The sequence below is a fragment of the Serratia sp. CY56464 genome (genome assembly GCF_052168435.1).
Classification (GTDB): Bacteria; Pseudomonadota; Gammaproteobacteria; order Enterobacterales; family Enterobacteriaceae; genus Serratia; species Serratia marcescens.
Window position 1 is genome coordinate 1,734,174 of the sequence record NZ_JBJNMV010000001.1, and the last position, 20,246, is coordinate 1,754,419.

Genomic DNA, 20,246 nt, shown 5'->3' on the forward strand with positions numbered 1-20,246 from the left:
CATCTTTTATTTTAATCAAAAAGCGAATCATTCTTATTTAAAAGAATAAATAGATTGCATTACTCTCGGATAAATATCGCTCCCGGCAACAGCGTAATGGGCTTGCCAAGCGCCGCCGGGTGGATTACCTTCTGCGCAGATTCAATGCGGCAAAGTAAGTAAGGAGCATAGCGTGGGTTACAATCTGGCCGAGCTGTCCAAAGAGGAAATGGACAGGGTGAATGTGGATCTCGCCGCCTCAGGCGTGGCGTACAAAGAGCGCTACAACATGCCGGTGATCCCGGAAGTGGTGGAGCGCGAGCAACCGGAAGCGCTGCGCGACTATTTTCGCGAGCGCGTGGCGCACTACCGCGCGGAATCCCACAAGTTTTCGCGCCTGCCGTACGAGCCGAAGGCTAAATAGAAAAACCCGCCGTTACGGCGGGTTTTTTGCGTCACTTGCCGGCAAACCGGTCGGTGGCGATCATCAGCTGGTGCAAAATGCCCGGCTCATCATACGAATGCCCCGCCCCTTCCACGATATGCAGCTCCGCCTCCGGCCAGGCCTTGGCCAGGTCCCAGGCGTTCTGCACCTGGCAGGCCATGTCATAACGGCCGTGGACGATCACCGCCGGAATATGGCGGATCAGCGGCACGTTGCGCAGCAGTTGGTCGTCGCTTTCCAGGAAGCCCAGATGGGTGAAGTAGTGGTTTTCAATGCGGGCGAACGCCAGCGCGAAATCATCCTCGCCGAACGAAGCGGATTCGCGGCTCGGCAGCAGCGTGACCGTCTCCCCTTCCCACACGCTCCACAGCTTGGCCGCTTCAAGCTGCACCTGCGGATCGGCCGAGGTCAGCCGCTGCCGGTAGGCGGCGATCACGTCTTTACGCTCGTCATCCGAGAGGATGGACAGCACGCGCTCCCATTTGTCCGGGAAGAAGCGCGAAGCGCCGTCCTGGTAATACCAATGCAGCTCCTGCTTGCGCAGGGTGAAGATGCCGCGCAGCACCATTTCACTGACGCGCTCCGGGTGCGTTTGCGCATAAGCGAGCGCCAGCGTCGATCCCCAGGAACCGCCGAACACCAGCCACTGCTCGACGCCGGCCATTTCGCGCAGCCGCTCGATATCGGCCACCAAATGCCAGGTGGTGTTGTTGTCCAGGCTGGCATGCGGACGGGAGCGGCCGCAACCGCGCTGATCGAACAGCAGCACCTTGTAGCGTTCGGGATCGAACAGCTGACGATGATGCGGGGAGATGCCGCCGCCCGGCCCGCCGTGAATGAATACCGCCGGTTTACCGTTCGGGTTACCGCTCAGCTCCCAGTAGATCCGGTGGCCATCCCCAGTATCCAGCCAACCGCTGTCGTATGCCGCTAACGGCGGGTACAAACCTCGTAATTGTTCCATGGCGCTTTCCGTCTCTCTGTGAGTCATGCTTTCATCAAAGCGGAAGCCGCCCGGCAGGTCAACGGTAAAACCCGAAAACTCGAACGCGCGCCGAGAACTCGGCGCGCGTTTGCTCAAAATCACAACGACCTGCCTGTAAAATGCCCACAGGCCCGATCAGTTAAGGTGCGCGATCGCGCTGATCTCCACCAACTGCTCGGGCGAAGCCAGCCCGGTGACGCCGATCAGCGAACCGGCGGGTCGGTGATCGCCGACATAGCGCTTGAACAACGCAATGCACGGTTCAACGTGCGCCTGTACGTCGGTCAGGTAGATCTCCACATACGCCAGGTTCGAACGTTCGGCGCCGAATCCCGCCAATACCCGATCCAGGTTGTCCAACGTCTGTTGGGTTTGCCGTTCAATATCGCCCGCGCCGATAAACTCACCCTGCATATCATGGGAAAACTGCCCCGAAATGTAGAGGGTGTCTTTGACGCGAACGCCTTGGGACACGCCATTCTCCTCTTCCCAAATGACCCCGTGATGGTAGTGCGTGATGCCGTTTCTCATGCTGCTTCTCCAACCGTTTATCGTTTCCATGACGACTATAATCGTTTGATTGGCGAATGAATGTCGTCACTGAAACGACATTGACTATGCATTTAATCCATTGAATATGTTAAATTAATTATCTTATCACCGGCTCTCGGGGGGCGGCATGCTGCGGGCGAATCTCAATGACATTCAGGTTTTCATGGCCGTCGTCGACGCCGGCAGTTTTGTCGCCGGCGGACAGACGATGGGGCTATCGCGCTCGGCGGCGGGCAAGGCCATCGCGCGTCTGGAGCAGCGGCTGAGCGTGCGGCTGTTGCATCGCACCACGCGTTCGCTTGGCCTGACCAACGAGGGGCGAGAGTTTTATCGGCGCGGTCTGCAGATCCTCGCTTCGGTCGACGACGCCGAGGCCAGCGTGGCCGGCGACAAAGGCACCGCGCGCGGGGTGCTGCGGTTGACCGCTCCCGCCGCCTTCGGCAGACGGATCCTGTTGCCGCTGGTGCCGAAATTTCTCGTCGCCTGGCCTGAGGTGCAGGTGGAGATCAGTTTTTCCGATCGCCTGGCGGATATCGTGGAAGAAGGATTTGATTTGGCGGTGCGGATTGGCGTCACGGCGCCGGATACCCGGCTGGTGTCCAGAACCCTCGCCAGGTATCGCGCCCTGCTGTGCGCCTCCCCCGCCTACCTCGCCGCCCGTGGCGAACCGCAAACCGTCGAGTCGCTCGCCGGGCACGAGGCTCTGCTGTTCAGCAGCCGCAACCAAAAACAGCCCTGGCGGCTGCGCGACGAGCGCGGCGAATGGGTCAAGGCCCCGGTTCGCGGCCGCCTGCGGCTGGACAGTGGGGAAGCGTTACGCGACGCCGCTCTATCCGGGTTGGGCATCGCGTATCTGCCGGAGTTTATGATTGCGGAAGATTTGGCCGCCGGCCGTCTGCGGCAGGTGTTGCGCGCCGTGGCGGGTGAAGAAGTCAGGATTGTGGCGCTCTATCCGAATAAGCGCCTGCTGGAACCCCGCGTCAGGCGCTTTCTCGATCTGTTGGTGGATACGCTCGGCGGCTGAGACCTTACCCGCCTTTACGCATATGCGGCTCGCGCATCTCCTGTGCGGTTTTCGCCTCGATGCTCAGTTCCGCCGTCGGGCGCAGCAGCAGGCGCGCCAGCCCGATAGGTTCGCCGGTTTCCCGGCAGTAGCCGTATTCGCCGTTCTGCAAGCGCGCCAGCGCCGCATCGATTTTCGGCAACAGGCGGCTTTCGCGATCCAGCTGGCGGAACAACAGGCGCAGATCCTCTTCGCGCGCCGCCTTGTCGGCCTCATCGCCCGTCGCTTCGCCGCCGTCGATCTCTTTTTTCAGCTCATCGATGTGCAGCAGCAGCTTTTGCCGCTCATCCTGCAGCAACTGACGGAAAAACGCCCGTTGAACCGAGTTCATATAATCAGAATCCGGCATGGCCAGCAGTTGCTGCGCATCCGGTAATGCCATCACAGTCATTGCGTTCTCCGAACATTGAAAGTGTAATATTATAACATAATAATTATTTTTATCACCCGGTCATCCTAAAACAAAATCTCATGTGTAAACAGCCGGTTAAATGCAATTCGCACTTTGTCGCTTGCATCCTGCCGGCTTTAGGCGGTTAATGACTGAGCAAGCCACCCAATCATAGGTAACGAGAGGCCATCATGAGTAAGGGAATGGATAGCAAAAAAAATGCGAAGAAGAAGCCGTTGAAAACCCCAGCTGAGAAACGTGCGGAGAAACGCGCCAAAAAAGCGCATCCGTCTGGTGAGTAAGCGTCCTTCCATCCGTCATTAAACCCGCCAAGGCGGGTTTTTTATTGCCTCACAGGAGAGATGGCCAATGCCCTGCTTTACCCTCGCCGCCGCCCAATACCCCGCCGCTGCGGCCGATATCGCCAGCAACCTTGAACGTCACCTTGAATTTGTCGCGCAGGCAGCCGAACAGCAGGTGCAACTGCTGGTGTTTCCCGAACTGTCGCTAAGCGGCTATGAGTTGGCCAATGCTGCCGAACTGGCGCTGACGCTGGGCGATCCCCGCCTGCAACCGCTCAGTGCAGCGGCGCAATCGCGGCAGATGACGATCATCGTCGGCGCGCCTTTGCACAGTGGCCAGGCGCTGCATATCGCCGCCTTGATCTTTCACCCCAACGGCATGGTGGCCGTCTATACCAAACAGCATCTGCACGGCGCGGAACAGCAATTCTTCTCGCCCGGTGAGGGCGGCACGCTGCTGGAAATACAGCAGCAACGCATCGCGCTGGCCATCTGCGCCGATACTTCGGAGCCCGGCCACGCGAGCGCCGCCGCACGGGCGGGCGCGCAGATTTATGCTGCCGGCGTGCTGGTATCTGAAGCCGGTTACGCGAAAGACAGCGCCGCGCTGGCAGACTACGCCCGGCGTTATGGCATGGTCACGCTGATGGCCAACCATGCGGCGCCGACCGGCGGCTGGATCCCGGCGGGCCGCAGCGCCATCTGGGATGAAACGGGAGCGCTTTTGGTTGCCGCGCCGGATGACGCTCCTGGGCTGATCATCGCCGGCAAGACTTCCGACGGTTGGCACGGCCACCTGTGCCGGTTAAGCTGAAGCCTGACGGCAACGCGGAGGAAAGCATGACGTTACGCGTAATAGATACCGAAACCTGCGGGCTGGACGGCGGCGTGGTGGAAGTGGCCTCCCTCGATCTGCTCGACGGCCAGTTAACCAATCCGATGAGCGATCTGGTCAGCCCGGACCGCCCCATCAGCCTCGACGCGATGGCGATTCATCACATCACCGAACAGATGGTGGAAGGTAAACCGCGTATCGCGGTGGCGATCGGCCGCTATCAGGGCAGCCCCTACTATGTGGCGCACAACGCCGCCTTTGATCGCGGGGTGTTGCCGGAGATGAACGGCGCCTGGATCTGCACCCTCAAGCTGGCGCGCACGCTGTATCCGGACATCAAGTACGGCAACCAGTATCTGCGCTACGCGCTGAACCTGGACGTGCAGTTGCCGGCAGACGCCACGCTGTACCCGCACCGCGCGCTGTACGACTGCTACGTCACCGCCGCGCTGCTGCAGCGCATCATCAAGGATTCGGGCTGGACGCCGGAGCAAATGGTGCAGATCACCGAACAGCCGGTGCTGCTGAAGAAATTCAAATTCGGCAAGTATCGCGGGCAGGAAATCGAACGCATCGCCCAGGAAGATCCCGGCTATCTGCGCTGGATGCTGAAATCCATCGACGATCTGAGCCCGGACATGAAGCACACGCTGAAATACTATCTGATTGGCTAGCACAGCGGGCGGCGCAGGCCGCCCGCTGTTCGCCGTTACTCCGCCAGCGCCAGAATGAAGGCGTACTCCAGCGCAATATCCTCATAGGCCTTGAAGCGGCCGGATTTTCCGCCGTGGCCGGCATCCATGTCGGTATACAACAGCAGCTGCCGGTCGTCGGTTTTCAGCTCGCGCAGCTTGGCCACCCACTTGGCCGGCTCCCAATACTGCACCTGCGAATCGTGCAGACCGGTGGTCACCAGCAGATGCGGGTATGCCTGCGCTTTCACCTGATCGTACGGGCTGTACTGTTTGATGTAGTCGTAATAGGCCTGCTCGTTCGGGTTGCCCCACTCGTCGTATTCGCCGGTGGTCAGCGGGATGGATTCATCCAGCATGGTGGTCACCACGTCGACGAAGGGCACCTGCGCCACCACGCCGTGGAACAGCTGCGGCGCCTGGTTGATCACCGCGCCCATCAGCAGACCGCCGGCGCTGCCGCCCATGGCGAACACCCGCTTGCCGTCGCCGTACCCCTGGGCGATCAGCGTTTCGGTCACGTCGATAAAATCGTTGAAGGTGTTCTGCTTGTTGAACAGTTTGCCGTCTTCATACCACAACTGCCCCAGCTCACCGCCGCCGCGAATGTGCGCCAGCGCGAACACGACACCGCGATCCAGCAGGCTCAGGCGGCTGGCGCTGAACGCCGGATCCATGCTGCTGCCGTAAGAACCGTAGCCGTACACCATCAGCGGGTTGGCGCCGCGCTGGAAGCTGTCCTGGCGATACACCAGCGAAACCGGCACCTCGACGCCATCGCGCGCCTTCACCCACACCCGCTCGCTGCGGTAGTTTTCCGGCGTGAAATTCTTCACTTCCTGCTGTTTGAGCATCGTCCGCTCGCCGCTGTCCATGTTCAGCTCGTACAGCGTGGTCGGGGTGGTCATCGACGAATAGCCGTAGCGCAGCAGCGCGGTTTCCGGATCCGGGTTATACGCCAGCCAGGTGGTGTAGGTCGGATCGTCGAAGGCGATGCGCTTCTCTTCGCCCGTCTGCCAGTGGATCTGGCGCAGCAGCGTCAGGCCGGCATTGCGCTCTTCCACCACCAACCAATCGCGGAACAGGCTGAAGCCCTCCAGCATCACGTCGGCGCGCGGGGCGATCAGCGTCTGCCACTGCGCTTCGTCCGCCTGCTCGCTCTGGTACAGGCCAAAGTTCTTGCCGTCCTTGTTGGAGCGGATATAGAAATGCTGGTGATAGTGATCGATGACGTACTCGTGATCCTTGCGGCGCGGCACGAACAGCTGCGGCTTGGCGTCCGCACGATCGGCATCCAGCAACAGGATCTCCGAGGTGGTGGTGCTGCTCAGGTGGATCAGGATAAAGCGCTCGGAGGTGGTCTTCTCCAGCCCGACGTAGAAGGTATCGTCCAGCTCTTCGTAAATCAGCTCGTCCTGCTGCGGATCGCTGCCCACCACGTGGCGATAAACCTGATACGGCAACAGCGTCTTGGCGTGCTTACGCACGTAGTACACCGTCGAAGAGTCGTTGGCCCACTCGAAGCTGCCGGAGGTGTTTTCCAGCACTTCGTCGGCCCAGCTGCCGTCGGCCAGGTTCTTGAAACGAATGTCATACTGGCGGCGCGACAGGAAATCCTCCGCCACTCCCAGCAGCTGGTTGTCGGGGCTGACGTCCAGCCCGCCCAGGGTATAAAACTCGTGGTTCTCGGCGCGCTGGTTGCCGTCGATAAGCACCTCCCAGTGCTCACTCTCGGCCTGCGGCTGGCGCACGGAAATCGCGTATTCGTTGCCCGGCTCGTAGCGCGTCTGATAGCGATAGCCATGGCGCACGTAAGGCACCGAATGTTCCTGCTGCGGAATGCGCGCCACCATCTCTTCGTACAGGGTTTCGCGCAGCGCCTGCTGCGGCTTCAGCATCGCATCGGTGTAGGCGTTCTCCGCCTGCAGGTAGTCCAGCACCTGGCGGTCCGCGCGCTCATCGTCGCGCAGCCAGTAGTAGTCATCCACGCGCGTATCGCCGTGGATGGTGATGGGATAAGGGCGTTTTTCCGCTTTCGGTGGGGTCATCATTGCTAAATCATCCGCTTACATAGATTGCGGCAAGAGTGACACGATTCCCCCCGGCTTGCCAAGCGGCGCTACGCCAGCTCGCGCTTTTTCTCGTTGACGTCGCTCTCGATGCCCTGCTTGACGTCCGCCGGGATCTTCAGCGCCTGCGCCAGCGCATCGAGGTAGCCACGCTCCATAAAGTGATCGACGTCGATCACCAGACAACTCAGGTAGTAAACCTCCAGCGCCTCGTCTTCGTTTTGCACGCTGCGGGCGATCAATGCCGGGTTGAGCGGCTGATCGAGCGCTTCCTGCACCCAGCCCTGCGCCTCTTCCCCCACCTGCAGCTGCGACAGACTGTGATCGATGGCGCGCTGCTCGTCGGCATCGATATGGCCGTCGCTCTTGGCGGCGAACACCAGCGCCTGCACCAAACGCTTGGCGCGCAGATCCACCGGCGTGGTTTGCAAACCGAACTGCGGTTCGTCCTGATGGGTCTCTTTCATCCGCTGCTTATACTTGTTCCACAGTACCGCGCCCACCGCCGCGCTGCCGCCGATAATCAGCGCATTCTTGCCGAATTTGCCCACCAGCTTGCGCGAAGATTTGTTGGCCAACAGCACGCCGACCAGGCCGCCCAGCGCCGTGGGCGCCAGCAGTTTGCCGATGCCTTCCGCCCCGCCCATCGCACCGGCCTTCTGCCCGATCAACGTTTGAATCTGCTGCATCCAGTTACTTTTCATCATCTACCCCTTGCGTGAGAAAACGCGGCGCGCAGGCGCGGCCGAACCGACGGTAAACCGCCAGATTAGGGGATCTTTTGTCAATTTACGTCTGGGGGATGCAAACCTGTGTTTAGCGGGCCGGGCGGCCCGCCTGGATGCCTGCGGCGTTACGCGTCTTCGTCGCCCGCTTCGTCGTCCTGCTCGTACTCCGCAAGCTCGTCGCGCATCGCCTGGATGGCGTCGCGGGTCATCAGCGCCAGCGTGCGGTAGAAACCGGTGGTGGCGTGCGCTTCCACTTTACCGAGGAAGCGGCCGCACCACGGCAGCAGAAACTCGTCGAACAGCGCGATCTGCGCCTGCGCTTCATCTTCCTGCGACTGATCTTCCAGCCAGGAGGCCGCCAGCAGCAGTTGGCCGAAATGGTCGGCCGGCGCCTCCGCCAGCGGCATGCCGCGCTGCTGCAGGAAGGCGCGCACTTCCGCTTCGCTGGCGCCTTCGACGTAGTCGGAGCGGAACGGCGACACGCTGCACTCGCTGCCGACGAACATCGCGTTGAAGTCGGTCGCCAGCTGGTTGACGTCACAGCCCTGTTGCAGGCGCTTCAGCAGCTCATCCTGCTCCAGCGGCCAGTGCTGCTGCAGCTTGCCCTCTTTGATCAGCGCGAACAGCGGCACCAACAGCGGATCCTGCGGCTGGCGGTAGAACAGCGTACCCAGCACGCGGCAGACAATCGAAAACTCATTCATGATAAGGCCTTATACAATACGGAAAATTTTGCCGGGACGATGTCACAAATCGGCCAATTCCGCAATCGCCGGCTTGCCGCGCCGCTCGAGAAAATCCAGCAACCGGCGCGGGCTGACGTTAAGAATGCGCGCTTGTGGGAAGCCCACCTCTTCGATGATGCGCTCGCAGTGCTCGAAATTACCCAGTGAAAAAGCGACGTGCGAATCCGAACCCAGCGCCAGCCAGCCGCCGGCGTCGCGCACCGCGGCGGCGATCGCCCGGCAGTTGGCCTCGCTGCCCTTGCGGGAGTGGGTGAACGACGAGTTATTCAGCTCCAGCGCCACTTCGTATTTGGCGGCGGCCGCCGCGACGGCGGGAATGTCGATCGGGTAACGCGGGTTGCCGGGGTGGCTGATGATATGCACGTCCCCCTGCGCCATCGCGGCGATCATCGCTTCAGTATTGGACGCTTTATCCTGCGGCGCAAACACCGGCTCGTGGAAACCGGCGATGATCACGTCGGTGGCGGTCAGCATCGGGCCGGTGCAGTCGATGTCACCCTGCAGGTTTTTGATGTTGGCTTCGATGCCGCGCAAGATGCCCACGCCGTTCACCCGGCGCGGCCACACGTGCATGTTCATAAAGTGCCAGTAGTGCGGCGCATCGGCCATGTCCGGGCCGTGATCGGTGATGGCGAACAGCTTGATGCCCTTCTGCTGGGCTTCGGCGATGTAATCGTGCAGCGTGCTGTAAGCATGGGTGCTGGCGACGGTGTGCATGTGCAAATCAACGGGGTACATTGTTTCTCCTTCCAGAGGGCCCGCCCGCAAAGGTACGGGCAGGCGCGATGACGATAACAGCTTATCAGTTACCGAACGGCGGCTGAAGGATCAGTATCCCCGTTGCCTGTCGACCACGCCGGCCGGGGCATGCCCCGCCTCCAGCGCGCGAATGTTGGCGGCGATCTGATCCATCGCCTGCTGCGGCAACGTGATGGCAGCAATATGCGGAGTAATGGTGACACGCGGATGACGCCAGAACGGATGATCCTGCGGCAGCGGCTCGCGGGCGAACACGTCCAGCGTGGCGGCGGCCAGCTGCCCCTGTTCCAACGCCGCCAGCAGATCGGCTTCCACCAGGTGCGCGCCGCGCGCGATGTTGATGAGGTAGGCGCCCGCGCTCAACTGTGCGAACAGCTCGCGGTTGAGGATGCCGATGGTCTCCGGCGTATTGGGCAGCAGGTTGATCAGCAGGTTGACGCCGTCGAGGAAGGCCGCGCGCTGCGCCTCCCCGGCGAAGCTTTGCACGCCGTCGATCTGTTTGGCGCTGCGGCTCCAGCAGCGCACGCGAAAGCCAAACTCGGTCAGCTTACGCGCCACGCTCTGCCCCAGCACGCCGGCGCCGAGGATGCCGATGGTGAAATCATCCAGCGAGTGCGGATCGAGCGGCTGCCATTCCTGCCGCTGCTGCAACGCCTGATACTCGTCGAAACGGCGGAAATAGCGCAGCACATAGCTCAGCGCATATTCCTGCATCTGCTGCGCCATGCCGGTATCCTCCAGCCGCAGCAGCGGCACGCCGGCGGGCAGCGTGCCGGGGTGTTTGCGTTCCTGATCAAGAATGGCGTCGACGCCGGCGCCGAGGGCGAACACCGCTTTCAGATCGCGGCGGTTGGCCAGCATCTCGTGCGGCGGGCGCCACACCAGCGCGTAATCGGCCGGCCGCTTGTCGCCGCGCTGCCACTCGCGGATCTCGGCCTGCGGCAGGCGTTGCTTGATGCCGGCCAGCCATTCCTGGGCGTTAAACAAGGGGTGGTAATAAATGATGTTCATACTGCGGGCTCCCGTTTGTTTTTATTGGTTTTCCTCCAGCCTTCCGCGATTCGCCGCCGGATGCAAGCGTTAAAGCCCAAAATAAAAACAGCCCCGACCAGTGGGGCTGTTGCGCATGCTCGTCAATCAGGCGGCAGACGGGCCGTCACGCCGGATAAGACGCCGCAGCAGCGGAATGAGAATCAGCATCGCCACGCCGACGCCCGTCGCCCCCCAGCCCAGCGCGCTGAAGATTTCGCTGTAGCCGGGGTTGGTTTGCAGCGGCGTGCTGCCGCTGTTTTCCGGCATCAGGCCGGAGACATAGCCCGCCAGCACCGAGGCGACGCCGGTCACCATCATCCAGCAGCCCATCATCACGCCCTGATAGCGCGGCGGCGCCAGCTTGCCGATCATCGCGTAACCGATCGGCGAGATCATCAATTCACCGACGCTTTGCAGCACATAGCTGATGACAATCCATTTAAACGCCACCAGCCCGTCGCCGCCCGCCATGCTGATGCCCAGCGGCAACACCAGCATGCCGAGCCCGATGCAAAACAGCGATCCGGAGAACTGCAGCGGAATGTCGATGTTGCAGCCGCGAGCGCGCAGGCGGTTGAACCACCAGGCCAGCAGCGGGCCGCCCACCACGATCACCAGCGTGTTGATGTTCTGGATCCACTGCGGCGCCACCTGAATGCCGTAAACGTTCAGATTGATGTTGTGCTCGGAGAACAGCATCAGCCCCATCGGCGCCAGTTGGTACAGCGCCCAAAACACCAGCGAGCCCAGCGCCAGGATCAGATAGGCCGCCATTCTGCGGCGCTCATCGCGCGGATGGTGGCGCAGCGTCACCACGCACAGCATCAGGAAGATCAGGGCGCCGAGTACGATCACAAAGTGCCCGCTGAACTCGGCGTGGGTCAGCATCACGCGGATGATCGGCACCAGCGCGACCAGCACCGCCAGCCCGACCAGCATGCGCCAACGATATTGGCTGCGGCTGGCGTCGTGCAGCGGCGTATTGAGATCCGCCAGAATCCGCCAGCGGCAGACGGCGACGATGATCGCCGCCGCATTGCCCAGCGTGGCGAACAAGAACAGCGCGCGATAGTTTTCCGTCAGTTGGAAATACCCGGCGACGGTAAAGCCAACGAAGAACCCGAGGTTCATGCCGGCGTAGTTCCACAGGAATGCCGATTCGCGCCGGTCATCGTCCGGCTTGAAACGCTGGGTCAGCATCATGTTAATGCAGGTGACGTTAAGGCCGCTGCCGGTCAGGAACATCGCCAACCCCCAGTACAGCCCCCACACGCCCGCGACGGCAATCAGCGCGCAGCCGAACACCTGCAGCACCATACCGAGCACGAACAGGTTGCGGTTACTGAGGAAACGGCCGCCGAGGTAGCCGCCGAACATGTGCAGACCATAGTTGAAGGCGCCGAACACGCCCATCATGGCGTTGGCGCTGCTTTCGTTGAAGCCCAATCGCTTGGTGGCGTACAGCACCAGCGTGGAGTAAAGCACAGCGAAGCCCAGCGTGGCGAAGATTTGGATGAAGAACAGCGCCCCTGCACCGGGGGGAATGGCATGGCGCGCTTGCGGCGCCGGCATGGCATCTGAAGGAGTCAAAACCAACCTCTACTGCATTATTATGTAATGAGTCTGTCCCTGTCTGCGGTATCGCCGGCCTGTCTCCCGGCAATCTGCGCGGCGTCGTGATGTTCCTTGCCAAAAACGCCGCGCCGACACAATTCCATTTAGCGACACATTTGACTAATAATCCAGTATTAATGCATATAACATCAAATAGACCGATCTCATTGGCGATATATTGAGCTACTTGAACAGAAAAAGGTCAAACAATCGTCTGTCATGAATTCTGGCCGCAGCCTACCCTGCCCGCTGGCGACCGCGAGTGGGAATATCGTTCGGTAAATCAGCAAATTGCTGCAAGTTTGGCTAAACAGTCATGAGAATGAAATAAGAGGGTTGACGCTGAGATCAGATTCTCCTACATTAGCGCCCGTCGACAGCGCAAAGCGTTTTCGACAACAAAACGGTGAGGTGTCTGAGTGGCTGAAGGAGCACGCCTGGAAAGTGTGTATACGCGAAAGTGTATCGAGGGTTCGAACCCCTCTCTCACCGCCAAATTCAAAGAGAAAGCCTGGATTCGCGTCCAGGCTTTTTTTTTGCATGGCGCACCGCCGAGAGGGGTGAGAAGCCTCGACAGGGTTCGACAAAACGCCTGCGTTTTGGACCGCCAACGGCGGCCCGCAGGGTGAGCGCAGCGAATCAAGCCCTCTCTCACCGCCAAATTCAAAGAGAAAGCCTGGATTCGCGTCCAGGCTTTTTTTTGCATGGTGCACCGCCGAGAGGGGTGAGAACCCTCGACAGGGTTCGACAAAACGCCTGCGTTTTGGACCGCCAACGGCGGCCCGTAGGGTGAGCGCAGCGAATCTCCCCCCACAGCCCGCGCCGGTAATTCCCATTTCCACCGGTTATCCGCGAACCTTACTTCTGATTTTCCCACCTTTTCATGACTTCTGCCCTGCCGTTCGCCGCAGTTTTCAGCAAAGTGAACACGGCTTGAGCGGACGAACAAAAACACAGAAATTATTCTTGACCGGATCGGCCCCACTCCCTATAGTAGCGCCCCGTTGCAGCGATGATTTCGCAACAAAAAAATATGGTGAGGTGTCCGAGTGGCTGAAGGAGCACGCCTGGAAAGTGTGTATACGCGAAAGTGTATCGAGGGTTCGAATCCCTCCCTCACCGCCATATTCTAACGAGAAAGCCTGAGCGAAAGTTCAGGCTTTTTTGTATGCATCGCGCACCGACCGGGAGGGTGAGAACCCTCGACAGGGTTCGACAAAACGCTTGCGTTTTGGACCGCCAACGGCGGCCCGCAGGGTGAGCGCAGCGAATCTATCCCTCCCTCACCGCCATACAAAAAAGCCCGAACGCAAATTCAGGCTTTTTTATCCCCACTGCCCAACCGTTCAGTGGTGCGTGCATCTCACCGACGCTGGCTGCGCCAGCGCGCGGCGCCAGTCGCCCGGCGTTTGGCCGAACTGGCGTTTGAAGCTGCGGTTGAACGACTGCTGTGAGTCGAAGCCGAGCGAGATCGCCACGCTGACGATAGGCTCGCCGCTGTTGGCCAGGCGCTCCGCCGACACTTTCAGTTTTTGCATGCGGATATACTCCCCCAGCGCGTAGCCGGTCTGGCGTTTGAACATGCGCTGCAGATGCCATTTGGAATAGCCCGCGCGGTCCGCCACGGTGTTGATATCCAGTTTCTCTTCCAGATTGTTGTCGATCCACGCCTTCAAATCGGTAATAAAGCCCGTAGTGTTCATGCAGATGCTCCCATCATTCGGCAGGGTCACCCTCTGCCCGATGCACATACGTTGCAACAGTTTCGCTTTAAATGCAATTTTTATTATTGCATTTATCGGAAAGCCGCCACTATACTCCACCCAATTAATGTAACCGATATTGATACATTAATGTGACACCAATATGTTTCAAAACCTAACGTTGCGCCATGACAAAGCGCGGCGCCCCTTCCGCCGAACGCCGGCATGAAGGGAAAAGCCCGGAAAACAGGGCTGGGTATGGGGCCAGACAGCGCTTACTTATCGGAATAAAAATAATGCCAAATCAACCAAACTCATCGTTCAACGCCGGCGGCCGCACGCGCGCCGTCGCTCTGGGCCAGCGGCTCTCCGGGGTGGCGCTGTTGGCCGCCCTGCTCGCCGGGTGTGACAACAGCGTCGCGCACAATGCCCCGCCGCCGCCGCCGGTGGTCAGCGCCGCCAGCGTGGTGGTCAAGCCGATCAGCCAGTGGGATGCGTTCAATGGCCGGGTCGAGGCGGTGCAGAGCGTGCAACTGCGCCCACGGGTCTCTGGTTACATCGAGCGGGTCAACTACACCGAAGGCGACGAGGTGAAGAAAGGCCAGGTGCTGTTCACCATCGACGATCGCACCTACCGCGCCGCGCGTGAACAGGCGCAGGCAGAGCTGGTGCGGGCGCGCAATCAGGCCGCTCTGGCGCGCAGCGAATCCTCGCGCACCGAGAAACTGATCGGCACTCAGGCCATCTCGCAAGAGGTGTGGGAACAGCGCCGTTCGTCCGCCGCGCAGGCGCAAAGCAACGTGCTGGCAGCGCAGGCCCAGCTCGATATGGCGCAGCTTAATCTCGACTTTACCCGCGTCACCGCCCCGATCGACGGGCGCGCCAGCCGCGCGATGATCACCGCCGGCAACCTGGTCACCGCCGGCGACAGCGCCAGCGTGCTGACGACGCTGGTGTCGCTCGACAAGGTCTACGTCTATTTCGACGTGGATGAAGCCACCTTCCTGCGTTATCAGCAGCAAGGCCGGCACGATGCCCGCCTGCCGGTGAAAGTCGGCCTGGTGGGCGAAGACGGCACTCCGCATCAAGGGCTGGTGGACTTCACTGATAACCAACTGAACGCCGGGACCGGCACCATCCGCATGCGCGCCCTGCTCGACAACCGCGATCGCCGCTTCACGCCGGGGCTGTTCGCTCGGGTACAGATGCCCGGCAGCGCCGAGTTCAACGCCATGCTGATCGACGACAAAGCGGTGATGACCGATCAGAACCGCAAGTTCGTTTACATCGTCGATAAAGACGGCAAGGCGCAGCGCCGCGACATCGACGTGGGCCGGATGGCCGAAGGATTGCGCATTGTGCAAAAAGGCTTGGCAAACGGCGATCGGGTGATCGTCGACGGCATGCAGAAAGTGTTTATGCCGGGCATGCCGGTCGACGCGAAAAGCGTCGCCATGACCACCACCGCCTCCGCACTTAACTAAGCTCCCAGCAGAGAACTCTGACCCATGGACTTTTCCCGTTTTTTCATCGACCGGCCGATCTTCGCCGCGGTGCTGTCGATACTGATTTTTGTCGCCGGGGTGATCGCCATTCCGCTGCTGCCGATCAGCGAGTACCCGGACGTGGTGCCGCCCAGCGTGCAGGTGCGCGCAGAATACCCGGGCGCCAACCCGAAAGAGATCGCTGAAACGGTGGCCACGCCGCTGGAAGAAGCGATCAACGGCGTCGAAAACATGATGTACATGAAATCGGTTGCCGGTTCCGACGGCGTGCTGGTGACCACCGTCACCTTCCGCCCCGGCACCGATCCCGATCAGGCGCAGGTGCAGGTGCAAAACCGCGTGGCGCAGGCCGAAGCGCGCCTGCCGGAAGACGTGCGCCGCCAGGGCATCACTACCCAGAAACAGTCTCCGGCGCTGACGCTGGTGGTGCATCTGGTGTCGCCTTCCGGCAAGTACGACTCGCTGTACCTGCGCAACTACGCCACCCTGAAGGTCAAGGATGAACTGGCTCGCCTGCCGGGCGTCGGCCAGGTGCAGATCTTCGGCGCCGGTGAATACGCGATGCGCATCTGGCTCGATCCGAACAAGGTCGCCGCGCGCGGGCTGACCGCCTCCGACGTGGTGAGCGCCATGCAGGAGCAAAACGTGCAGGTCTCCGCCGGCCAGCTCGGCGCGGAGCCGATGCCGACGCGCAGCGACTATCTACTGTCGATCAACGCCCAGGGCCGCCTGCAAACTGAAGAAGAGTTCGGCAATATCATCCTCAAGAGCGGCGATAACGGTGAGATCGTGCGGCTGCGCGACGTGGCGCGCATCGAGATGGGTTCCGGCAGCTACGCGCTGCGCGCCCAGCTCAATAACAAGGATGCGGTCGGCATCGGCATCTTCCAGTCGCCGGGCGCCAACGCCATCGAGCTGTCGGACGCGGTGCGCGGCAAGATGGCCGAGCTGGCGACCCGCTTCCCGGATGGCATGAGCTGGAAATCTCCGTACGATCCGACGGTTTTCGTGCGCGATTCGATCCGCGCGGTGGTGGATACCCTGCTGGAAGCGGTGATCCTGGTGGTACTGGTGGTCATTCTGTTCCTGCAGACCTGGCGCGCCTCGATCATTCCGCTGTTGGCGGTACCGATCTCCGTGGTCGGCACCTTCTCCGCGCTGTATCTGCTCGGCTTCTCGCTCAACACCCTCAGCCTGTTCGGGCTGGTGCTGGCGATCGGCATCGTGGTAGATGACGCCATCGTGGTGGTGGAGAACGTCGAGCGCAACATCGAAGAGGGGCTGTCGCCGCTGGCGGCGGCGCACCAGGCGATGCGCGAGGTCTCCGGCCCGATCATCGCCATCGCCGTGGTGCTGTGCGCGGTGTTTGTGCCGATGGCGTTCCTCTCGGGCGTTACCGGCCAGTTCTACAAACAGTTCGCCGTCACCATCGCCATCTCGACGGTGATCTCCGCCATCAACTCGCTGACCCTATCGCCGGCGTTGGCGGCGCGCTTGCTGAAGCCGCACGGCGCGCCGAAAGATCTGCCGTCGCGCCTGATCGACCGGCTGTTCGGCTGGTTGTTCCGGCCGTTCAACCGCTTCTTCGCCAGCGGTTCGCAGCGTTATCAGCACGGGGTATCCCGCGTGCTGGGCCGACGCGGCGCAGTGTTCGTCGTCTACCTGCTGCTGCTGGCCGCCGCCGGGGTGATGTTCAAGACCGTGCCCGGCGGCTTTATCCCGACGCAGGACAAGCTGTATCTGATTGGCGGCGTGAAAATGCCGGAAGGCGCCTCGCTGGAGCGCACCGATGCGGTGATCCGCAAGATGAGCGCCATCGGCCTGAGCGTGGACGGCGTCACCGATGCGGTGGCCTTTCCCGGCCTGAACGCGCTGCAGTTCACCAATACGCCGAATACCGGCACGGTATTCTTCGCGCTGGAGTCATTGAGCACCCGTACCCGCACCGCGGCGCAGATCAACGCCGAGATTAACGCGCGCATTTCGCAGATTCAGGAAGGCTTCGCCTTCTCCATCATGCCGCCGCCGATCCTCGGCATCGGCCAGGGTTCCGGCTATTCGCTGTATGTGCAGGATCGCGGCGGGCTGGGTTACGGCGCGCTGCAGACGGCAATCAACACGATGTCCGGCGCCATTATGCAAACACCGGGCATGGGGTTCCCGATCTCCTCCTATCAGGCCAACGTGCCGCAGCTGGACGCCAAAATCGATCGCGACAAGGCCAAGGCGCAGGGGGTGCCGCTCAATGCGCTGTTCAGCACGCTGCAGACCTACCTCGGTTCGTCTTACATCAACGACTTCAACCGCTATGGCCGCACCTGGAAGGTGATGGCGCAGGCCGACGGCCAGTTCCGCGACAGCGTGGAAGACATCGCCAACCTGCGTACCCGCAACGACAAGGGCGAAATGGTGCCGATCGGCAGCATGGTCAGCATCGGCACCACTTACGGCCCGGATCCGGTGATCCGTTATAACGGCTTCCCGGCGGCGGATCTGATCGGCGACGCCGATCCGCGCGTGCTCTCCTCTACCCAGGCGATGGGTGCGCTGACGCAGATGGCCGATAAGCTGTTGCCGAACGGCATGAACATCCAGTGGACCGATCTGAGCTATCAGCAATCGACCCAGGGCAACGCCGCGCTGGTGGTCTTCCCGGTGGCAGTGCTGCTGGCGTTCCTCGCGCTGGCGGCGCTGTATGAAAGCTGGACGCTGCCGCTGGCGGTGATCCTGATCGTGCCGATGACCATGCTGTCGGCGCTGTTCGGCGTGTGGCTGACCGGCGGCGACAACAACGTGTTCGTGCAGGTCGGGCTGGTCGTTCTGATGGGGCTGGCCTGCAAGAACGCCATTCTGATCGTCGAGTTCGCCCGCGAGCTGGAAATGCAGGGCAAAGGCATCGTCGAGGCGGCGCTCGAGGCCTGTCGCCTGCGGTTGCGGCCGATCGTGATGACCTCCATCGCCTTCATCGCCGGCACCATCCCGCTGATCCTCGGCCACGGCGCCGGCGCCGAGGTGCGTGGCGTCACCGGCATCACGGTGTTCTCCGGCATGCTGGGGGTCACCCTGTTCGGGCTGTTCCTGACGCCGGTGTTCTACGTCACCCTGCGGCGCCTGGTGGCGCGCAAAGCGCAGCCGCAGACGGCGTAATCATCGTCTTAACATGCAAAAAGGTCGGGCATTGCCCGACCTTTTTTTATGCATGCGAACCGCGATTATTTATCGGCGGTTTCAGCCTCTTGCTCGGCGGCGTACTCCGCGCAGGCGCGTTTGTCGCCCCGCTCCAGCTCGGCCAACGAGTCGGCCACGGTGTGGCGCGCCAGCACCGCGAGCGAAGCCTGCTCGGCCTCGTTCACCACCGATTTGAAATACCAGCAGGCGTTGGCGCTCACCAGGCAGCGGGCCGGCACTTCAGGGCGGGAAGCCCAGATGCGCTTGTCGTCGATCACCGCCAGATAGATGTCCCGCAGGGTGATCTCTTCCGCCGGGCGGCCGAGGTGGATAGAGCCGTTTCGGCCCAGGGTGGAAACGATGATGCCGTCTTTGGTCAGCGGCACCATCAGTTTGCGGATAAAGCTGGGGTTGGCTTCCAGAGCGGCGGCGAGGGTGGCGCTCGTCGAACGCATGCCCTGCTTCTCAGCTACGGCGACGCTAAGGACCATTTGCAACGCTGTCGGAAAGCGAAAATCTAACATGTCGTTATCTCTGCGAGACGAAATACTCGGGTTTGGCCGGTGTGGCGATTGGCGCCGAACACACCGCTTAATCGCACAATAATATAACAAACGCGGGGGCTTTTTTGAAGTTTCGCCCAGCGATATCGCACGCAGACATTAGAACGATCGCAAATTTTTAGGCAGGCAGAAAACAGAAACCCGCGTCAATGTTAACGCCGCTCGCTTAACCGGGTTAAACGATCAGAACTAACACTGCCCGCGGGTTTAATTCGAATGTGGCGATCAGGCTCTGTTCAACACCAGCTGGCCGTTTTTATCCAACGGGATTTGCGTGCCCGGATCGTGATCCATGCGGATCTTGCCCTGCTGATTGCCGATCTTGTAGGTCACGTCATAGCCCAGCATTTTCTGAGACTTGTCGTAGACCGTTTTGCAACGCTGCTGAACGCTGGTGCTGACGTCGTTGTTCTGCATCGCCCCTTGCACCTGGTTGCCGGCATAACCGCCGCCCAGTGCGCCTACCACCGTCGCCACGTCGCGCCCGCGACCGCCACCGAACTGGTGGCCGATCACGCCGCCCGCCACTGCGCCCAGCACAGAACCGGCGATGCGGTTTTCATCCTGCACCGGTGCGCGGTGCGTCACGGTGACGTTGCGGCATTCCTGACGCGGCGTTTTGATGGTTTCTTTAATCGGCGTTGCGGCGAGCACCTGCGCATATTGCGGACCGGCAGAAAAGACGTCCAGGCTGGCTACCGCGGCAATCCCCAGAGCGGCAGCGACACCAATTCCAACACCGGCTAACATTGACTTGTTCACAGGAAACCTCCTGAAAGTGTTACCACGCATTTTTTCCGGGGTCTGTTACCGGCTGCACCGCGCTTATTATTTTGCGCATGGGCGGCTTGCGGTATCCCGGTTTACGGCGTGCGCGACGCGCCGTCTGTAAACGAGGTAAAGTCTGCACAATGATCTGAAGGCCCGCAATAAGACAAAGGGACCAAAAATGCGGGAAAACGGCCGTTTTCCCGTTGTTTAGGAGGAATCTTAAGAATTTTACCCATGCCGATGACGGCTTGTGCAGAAGAATCAAACAACCGCCGCCGATCGCCTCGCGCCGCCATAAAAAAACCCGCGCGGGCGAACCGGCGCGGGTTGGTCGACAAAGGCGG

General features: G+C 61.1%; 19 protein-coding genes, 2 tRNA genes and 2 other RNA genes. 10 read left to right on the forward strand and 13 right to left on the reverse strand.

Translation table 11 applies throughout. The features are described 5' to 3' along the window. Positions 1–172: 172 nt before the first annotated feature. Entirely contained in the window at positions 173–403 is a 231-nt protein-coding gene (locus ACJ8KE_RS08420; protein WP_016928156.1) for a DNA polymerase III subunit theta, read from the forward strand. 31 nt (positions 404–434) lie between these two features. On the opposite strand, the gene pip is transcribed toward ACJ8KE_RS08420, so the two are convergent. Together pip and ACJ8KE_RS08430 are read right to left on the reverse strand one after the other, a co-directional pair. After that, the gene (gene pip, locus ACJ8KE_RS08425; protein ID WP_063919601.1) at positions 435–1,388 is read right to left on the reverse strand and encodes a prolyl aminopeptidase; all 954 of its coding nucleotides are present in this window, start codon (positions 1,386–1,388) and stop codon (positions 435–437) included. 156 nt (positions 1,389–1,544) lie between these two features. Then, the gene (locus ACJ8KE_RS08430; protein WP_097102344.1) at positions 1,545–1,940 is read right to left on the reverse strand and encodes a RidA family protein; all 396 of its coding nucleotides are present in this window, start codon (positions 1,938–1,940) and stop codon (positions 1,545–1,547) included. 148 nt (positions 1,941–2,088) lie between these two features. Between ACJ8KE_RS08430 and ACJ8KE_RS08435 the strand changes: the two genes are divergently transcribed. Then, positions 2,089–2,985 (forward strand): LysR family transcriptional regulator, encoded by an 897-nt coding sequence (locus ACJ8KE_RS08435; RefSeq protein WP_306376727.1) that lies wholly within the window; start codon positions 2,089–2,091, stop codon positions 2,983–2,985. Between the two features lie 4 nt (positions 2,986–2,989). On the opposite strand, the gene dksA is transcribed toward ACJ8KE_RS08435, so the two are convergent. Continuing rightward, complete coding sequence (gene dksA / locus ACJ8KE_RS08440; protein ID WP_004928840.1) at positions 2,990–3,415, reverse strand: RNA polymerase-binding protein DksA; 426 nt, start codon at positions 3,413–3,415, stop codon at positions 2,990–2,992. A 369-nt stretch (positions 3,416–3,784) separates the two neighbouring features. Between dksA and ACJ8KE_RS08445 the strand changes: the two genes are divergently transcribed. Continuing rightward, entirely contained in the window at positions 3,785–4,531 is a 747-nt protein-coding gene (locus ACJ8KE_RS08445) for a carbon-nitrogen hydrolase family protein (RefSeq protein WP_097102347.1), read from the forward strand. Positions 4,532–4,557: 26 nt separating this feature from the next. After that, entirely contained in the window at positions 4,558–5,226 is a 669-nt protein-coding gene (gene exoX, locus ACJ8KE_RS08450; RefSeq protein ID WP_048797014.1) for an exodeoxyribonuclease X, read from the forward strand. 35 nt (positions 5,227–5,261) lie between these two features. Here the strand turns inward: exoX and ACJ8KE_RS08455 are convergent, their stop codons facing one another. The 6 genes from ACJ8KE_RS08455 to ACJ8KE_RS08480 all read right to left on the reverse strand — a co-directional run bounded on the left by ACJ8KE_RS08455 (position 5,262) and on the right by ACJ8KE_RS08480 (position 12,150). Next, a complete protein-coding gene (locus ACJ8KE_RS08455) occupies positions 5,262–7,295 on the reverse strand; it encodes a S9 family peptidase (RefSeq protein WP_317006207.1) in 2,034 nt (677 codons plus the stop codon). A gap of 68 nt (positions 7,296–7,363) precedes the next feature. Further along, positions 7,364–8,017, reverse strand: coding sequence for a tellurite resistance TerB family protein (locus ACJ8KE_RS08460; protein ID WP_197788434.1), 654 nt, complete (start codon positions 8,015–8,017; stop codon positions 7,364–7,366). A gap of 149 nt (positions 8,018–8,166) precedes the next feature. Continuing rightward, a complete protein-coding gene (locus ACJ8KE_RS08465) occupies positions 8,167–8,745 on the reverse strand; it encodes a TorD/DmsD family molecular chaperone (protein ID WP_016928163.1) in 579 nt (192 codons plus the stop codon). Positions 8,746–8,787: 42 nt separating this feature from the next. Then, complete coding sequence (locus tag ACJ8KE_RS08470; protein WP_033640672.1) at positions 8,788–9,525, reverse strand: phosphatase; 738 nt, start codon at positions 9,523–9,525, stop codon at positions 8,788–8,790. A 90-nt stretch (positions 9,526–9,615) separates the two neighbouring features. Next, on the reverse strand, positions 9,616–10,557 hold the full coding sequence (ghrA, locus tag ACJ8KE_RS08475; protein WP_317006208.1) for a glyoxylate/hydroxypyruvate reductase GhrA: 942 nt from the start codon (positions 10,555–10,557) through the stop codon (positions 9,616–9,618). A gap of 126 nt (positions 10,558–10,683) precedes the next feature. Then, positions 10,684–12,150: a peptide MFS transporter gene (locus ACJ8KE_RS08480; RefSeq protein ID WP_016928165.1), complete on the reverse strand. Its 1,467-nt coding sequence runs from the start codon at positions 12,148–12,150 to the stop codon at positions 10,684–10,686. A 447-nt stretch (positions 12,151–12,597) separates the two neighbouring features. Here ACJ8KE_RS08480 and ACJ8KE_RS08485 point away from each other — a divergent pair. From ACJ8KE_RS08485 to ACJ8KE_RS08500, 4 genes are all read left to right on the forward strand, one after another. Beyond that, positions 12,598–12,687: transfer RNA gene (locus tag ACJ8KE_RS08485), tRNA-Ser, on the forward strand. 44 nt (positions 12,688–12,731) lie between these two features. After that, a non-coding RNA gene (locus ACJ8KE_RS08490) (RtT sRNA) lies at positions 12,732–12,852 on the forward strand. 375 nt (positions 12,853–13,227) lie between these two features. Beyond that, positions 13,228–13,317, forward strand: a tRNA-Ser gene (locus ACJ8KE_RS08495). Between the two features lie 47 nt (positions 13,318–13,364). After that, a non-coding RNA gene (locus ACJ8KE_RS08500) (RtT sRNA) lies at positions 13,365–13,484 on the forward strand. Positions 13,485–13,538: 54 nt separating this feature from the next. On the opposite strand, the gene ACJ8KE_RS08505 is transcribed toward ACJ8KE_RS08500, so the two are convergent. Beyond that, positions 13,539–13,895, reverse strand: a complete 357-nt coding sequence (locus tag ACJ8KE_RS08505) for a helix-turn-helix domain-containing protein (RefSeq protein ID WP_033640674.1) — start codon at positions 13,893–13,895, stop codon at positions 13,539–13,541. A 296-nt stretch (positions 13,896–14,191) separates the two neighbouring features. On the opposite strand from ACJ8KE_RS08505, the gene sdeA reads away from it, so the two are divergent. Both sdeA and sdeB read left to right on the forward strand, forming a co-directional pair. Continuing rightward, entirely contained in the window at positions 14,192–15,379 is a 1,188-nt protein-coding gene (gene sdeA, locus ACJ8KE_RS08510) for a multidrug efflux RND transporter periplasmic adaptor subunit SdeA (protein WP_033640675.1), read from the forward strand. 24 nt (positions 15,380–15,403) lie between these two features. Beyond that, positions 15,404–18,547, forward strand: a complete 3,144-nt coding sequence (sdeB, locus tag ACJ8KE_RS08515) for a multidrug efflux RND transporter permease subunit SdeB (RefSeq protein ID WP_234214147.1) — start codon at positions 15,404–15,406, stop codon at positions 18,545–18,547. A gap of 65 nt (positions 18,548–18,612) precedes the next feature. Here the strand turns inward: sdeB and ACJ8KE_RS08520 are convergent, their stop codons facing one another. From ACJ8KE_RS08520 to ACJ8KE_RS08530, 3 genes are all read right to left on the reverse strand, one after another. Beyond that, positions 18,613–19,092 (reverse strand): RrF2 family transcriptional regulator, encoded by a 480-nt coding sequence (locus ACJ8KE_RS08520; protein ID WP_028128027.1) that lies wholly within the window; start codon positions 19,090–19,092, stop codon positions 18,613–18,615. Positions 19,093–19,356: 264 nt separating this feature from the next. Continuing rightward, the gene (locus ACJ8KE_RS08525; RefSeq protein WP_167325016.1) at positions 19,357–19,893 is read right to left on the reverse strand and encodes a glycine zipper 2TM domain-containing protein; all 537 of its coding nucleotides are present in this window, start codon (positions 19,891–19,893) and stop codon (positions 19,357–19,359) included. A gap of 101 nt (positions 19,894–19,994) precedes the next feature. Further along, complete coding sequence (locus ACJ8KE_RS08530; protein ID WP_147282122.1) at positions 19,995–20,240, reverse strand: hypothetical protein; 246 nt, start codon at positions 20,238–20,240, stop codon at positions 19,995–19,997. Positions 20,241–20,246 lie beyond the last annotated feature (6 nt).

Coding starts and splice junctions, on each gene's coding strand:
- pip (WP_063919601.1), bottom strand. CDS start 1,388: ATGGAACAATTACGAGGTTTGTACCCGCCGTTAGCGGCATACGACAGC.
- ACJ8KE_RS08430 (WP_097102344.1), bottom strand. CDS start 1,940: ATGAGAAACGGCATCACGCACTACCATCACGGGGTCATTTGGGAAGAG.
- ACJ8KE_RS08435 (WP_306376727.1), top strand. CDS start 2,089: ATGCTGCGGGCGAATCTCAATGACATTCAGGTTTTCATGGCCGTCGTC.
- dksA (WP_004928840.1), bottom strand. CDS start 3,415: ATGACTGTGATGGCATTACCGGATGCGCAGCAACTGCTGGCCATGCCG.
- ACJ8KE_RS08445 (WP_097102347.1), top strand. CDS start 3,785: ATGCCCTGCTTTACCCTCGCCGCCGCCCAATACCCCGCCGCTGCGGCC.
- exoX (WP_048797014.1), top strand. CDS start 4,558: ATGACGTTACGCGTAATAGATACCGAAACCTGCGGGCTGGACGGCGGC.
- ACJ8KE_RS08455 (WP_317006207.1), bottom strand. CDS start 7,295: ATGATGACCCCACCGAAAGCGGAAAAACGCCCTTATCCCATCACCATC.
- ACJ8KE_RS08460 (WP_197788434.1), bottom strand. CDS start 8,017: ATGAAAAGTAACTGGATGCAGCAGATTCAAACGTTGATCGGGCAGAAG.
- ACJ8KE_RS08465 (WP_016928163.1), bottom strand. CDS start 8,745: ATGAATGAGTTTTCGATTGTCTGCCGCGTGCTGGGTACGCTGTTCTAC.
- ACJ8KE_RS08470 (WP_033640672.1), bottom strand. CDS start 9,525: ATGTACCCCGTTGATTTGCACATGCACACCGTCGCCAGCACCCATGCT.
- ghrA (WP_317006208.1), bottom strand. CDS start 10,557: ATGAACATCATTTATTACCACCCCTTGTTTAACGCCCAGGAATGGCTG.
- ACJ8KE_RS08480 (WP_016928165.1), bottom strand. CDS start 12,150: ATGCCGGCGCCGCAAGCGCGCCATGCCATTCCCCCCGGTGCAGGGGCG.
- ACJ8KE_RS08505 (WP_033640674.1), bottom strand. CDS start 13,895: ATGAACACTACGGGCTTTATTACCGATTTGAAGGCGTGGATCGACAAC.
- sdeA (WP_033640675.1), top strand. CDS start 14,192: ATGCCAAATCAACCAAACTCATCGTTCAACGCCGGCGGCCGCACGCGC.
- sdeB (WP_234214147.1), top strand. CDS start 15,404: ATGGACTTTTCCCGTTTTTTCATCGACCGGCCGATCTTCGCCGCGGTG.
- ACJ8KE_RS08520 (WP_028128027.1), bottom strand. CDS start 19,092: ATGTTAGATTTTCGCTTTCCGACAGCGTTGCAAATGGTCCTTAGCGTC.